Genomic DNA, 3,286 nt, shown 5'->3' on the forward strand with positions numbered 1-3,286 from the left:
CCTTTTCCAAATCCTCTATGGTATAAATCGGCACAATTCCACTAAGTGCAGAAAAACGTCCAAGATTTTCTTCATTTCTTGCAATCAAAACAACAGGAATTCCCATTGCCAAACAAGGAGATGCGCAATGCAATGCACAAGTAATTACGAGTCTTGCTTCATTTTTGTAAGTTTCTAACAAATCCTCACTACAATGATAAAAGCTCTGCCATTGCAAAGATTGTTCATTAGAAACTCCTTGCTGATTGACACTGATTGCACCCTCACGCAAACCCCGTGGAATAAATTTTAATAAATCCTCTGGAATCCCTACCAAAAATACCTTTGTTGCTTGTGTTTCTTGTTCTTGCGTGCGTTTGGGCAATGTAAGCGTAAGACAACGTGAAAGATAAGCTTCTAATCCTAATTTCTCACAGAATCCTAAAGTCGCCAAATCCCTACAACCTATCGTTTTACCCTCAAAATACCAAGGATAATAGACGATGAAATATTGCAAAAATTTCTGAATTGCGGAAGTAAAATGTGTGCCTACAAAAATAGGCAAAAGGTAGTGATTGGGAATAAAATGTGGGGAATCCGGAAAAGCAAACCAACCCTGCATAACCACAGGAGTTAAAGCATTTAAAGAATTATTCCCCTCCCCCGCACGGGATAATAGCTTATCAGTGAATCCCTATCAAAAAATTCAAAAGTTGTCTTGGGATTCAAAAACAAAAGAGCATTTTTGGTTGCAATCGTTTGGATAAAATCTCCTAGATTGTGATGAGAATACTTAGGAATATGCTTATTATACGAAAGAAGCAAAAAATGACTTGGACGAATAGGTAAATTTGCGTAAGGCAATACAGAATTTCTTAAAGCAAAAATTTCATTTTCCATAGATTTTCTAAGAAGAACTTGCATTTTGGAATCTAAAGAATATAATTTTAAGTGCATTTGTTTTTCTAGATTTTGCAATTTTTGAGCTAAAACTTGCTGTGCTTTTTCTATTTCTGTTAGTTTTAAGCCAAGATGATTATTCACTTTTGTGAGCTTATTTGAAAGTTTAAAATTATTTGCAATATAGGCAATGACTATTTTCTTTAACTTTTCAAAAATCATTAAACTATTTTTTTCCGAAATTCTATCATATTACCTTTTGTTCCTTTCTTTGGATTAGACGAATGATATTTGGAATATGCTTGTAAAGAATCAACAATAGCATTAAAACTAAAGGTGTATGAGTTGTAATATGTGGAATCTCGGGATGCAGGAAAAAGCTAAAACCTATGCCACAAATCACGCCAAAAAGTGAGGCAAGAGAGGAGATTTTTAATAATTTTCCAACCACAAACCACACCACTAAACCTAAAATTGCCTCTAAAGGCAAAAATACCGCGACAACACCAACACAAGTCGCTACACCTTTGCCACCTTCTAGCTTTAAAAAAGGCGAGAAACAATGCCCCACCACTGCCAAAAGTGCCATCATCCATTGTGCTTCAAAGCTAACACCAAACGCTTTGGCAATCATTATAATCACCACGCCTTTGAGTGCATCACTTAACATTGTAAGAATTGCGATTTTTTTAGCAATTTTTGGATTACTTTCTTTTAATGCACGTAAAACATTAGTCGCGCCAATGCTTCCGCTCCCAACTTGGCGAATATCCACACCTCCAAGATATTTTCCATAAAGCAATCCAAACGGAATCCCGCCCACAACATAAGCAAGCGTGTAAAAGATTCCATTCAAACTTGTAAAAAAATCCAAAATCCCCGCTAACAAATACATCAAGAATCCCCTTAAACATCTAAATGTTTCACATCTTTTGCGTGTGTTTGGATATACTCACGCCTTGGTTCTACCTCATCACCCATAAAGAGTGAAAAGACATCACTTGCTTCTGTTTCGTCTTGAATCTCTACACGAATCAAACGCCTATTTTCTGGTGTCATCGTTGTTTCCCAAAGTTGCTCGGGATTCATTTCTCCTAGACCTTTATATCTTTGGATATATGCGCCTTTTTTGCTACTTTCTTCTATTGATTCTAGCATACTCACCGCGTCTTTTCCCTCTAAGAATCCCAAATCAAATTCTTTGATTTTATTAAACACGAAATGCGCTTCTTCAAAAAGTGGGTGCGTAAAAAGCTCATCATCAATCTTAATATCTACCAATCCAGAATCGGTTTGCACATATAAATGCACTTTTTCCTCATCTATCTTTTCGTTTAAAATATTAAATCCAAGCTCTGCGATTCTTTCTTTAATTGTTTCACACAAGGCGTTATTTGGAAGTGCAAGTAAATCACTATTTTCAATCAAGAAGCGTACCACTTCAATTAAAGCAAATCGTTTTTTCAGATTCTGCAAGGTAGAACGATAATGTGCGACAATTTTAAAAAACTCCATCAGTTCTTTTGTCCCAATTCCTTGAAACTCAAAGTTTTCAATTCCATTTTCAATCAAATATTCGCTCAAAGCCTTTTCATCTTTGAGATAAATTTCCTTTTTTCCCTTTTTGAAGCGATAAAGTGGCGGCTGGGCAATATACAAATAACCCGCTTCAATGATACCTTTTAAATAGCGAAAAAAGAAAGTCATCAAAAGCGTTTGAATATGGCTTCCATCTACATCAGCATCAGTCATAATAATGACTTTATTATATCTTGCTTTTGTAATATCAAATTCCTCTCCAATTCCGCAACCTAAAGCGGTAATGAGATTTTTAATTTCCTCACTTTTTAGAATCTTATCTAGGCGACTTTTTTCTACATTTAAGATTTTTCCTCTTAAGGGAAGAATCGCTTGATAAACCCTATCTCTCCCTTGTTTGGCTGAACCACCTGCAGAATCTCCTTCTACAAGATAAAGTTCGCTAATGCTTGGGTCCTTACTCTGACAATCCGCTAATTTACCCGGAAGTGTGCCTACGCTAAAAGATTCTTTCTTGCGCGTGAGTTCTCTCGCCTTTTTTGCCGCTTCTCTACCTCGTGCGGCTAAAAGTGCTTTTTGCATGATTGCTTTAGCTTCGTTGGGATTTTCTTCAAAAAACTTTGAAATCTTTTCAAAACTAAGTTTCTGTACAATAGGACGCACAAAGGAGCTTCCTAATTTGCTTTTAGTCTGCCCCACAAACTGCGGGTCAATAACTTTTACCGAAACAATCGCAAGTAATCCCTCTCTAATATCATCGCCTGTAATTTTGGAATCCTTTTCGCGTGCATTGGCATTTTCTTCAATATAATTTGTAATCGCCCTAGTCAAGCCCATACGAAATCCTGCTTCGTGCGTTCCTCCGTCC

The 3,286-nt window shown here is 36.5% G+C and carries 4 protein-coding genes; all 4 read right to left on the bottom strand.

Annotated features, from left to right (window positions below):
• Positions 1 to 601 (bottom strand): polysaccharide pyruvyl transferase family protein (locus Q1553_RS00550; protein ID WP_300842666.1); only part of this gene is annotated, 601 nt, incomplete at its 3' end.
• A gap of 20 nt (positions 602 to 621) precedes the next feature.
• Positions 622 to 1,101: a hypothetical protein gene (locus Q1553_RS00555; protein WP_300842667.1), complete on the bottom strand. Its 480-nt coding sequence runs from the start codon at positions 1,099 to 1,101 to the stop codon at positions 622 to 624.
• Positions 1,102 to 1,126: 25 nt separating this feature from the next.
• A complete protein-coding gene (gene plsY / locus Q1553_RS00560; RefSeq protein WP_115551789.1) occupies positions 1,127 to 1,774 on the bottom strand; it encodes a glycerol-3-phosphate 1-O-acyltransferase PlsY in 648 nt (215 codons plus the stop codon).
• Positions 1,775 to 1,785: 11 nt separating this feature from the next.
• Positions 1,786 to 3,286: toprim domain-containing protein (locus Q1553_RS00565; protein WP_300842668.1), on the bottom strand; the 1,501-nt coding region annotated here is incomplete at its 5' end.

It is taken from the genome of Helicobacter sp. UBA3407 (assembly GCF_949747025.1).
Taxonomy (GTDB): domain Bacteria; phylum Campylobacterota; class Campylobacteria; order Campylobacterales; family Helicobacteraceae; genus Helicobacter_D; species Helicobacter_D ganmani.

Excerpts from the sequence above, each read along its gene's own strand:
- Q1553_RS00555 (WP_300842667.1), bottom strand. The coding sequence starts at position 1,101 with ATGATTTTTGAAAAGTTAAAGAAAATAGTCATTGCCTATATTGCAAAT.
- plsY (WP_115551789.1), bottom strand. The coding sequence starts at position 1,774 with ATGTATTTGTTAGCGGGGATTTTGGATTTTTTTACAAGTTTGAATGGA.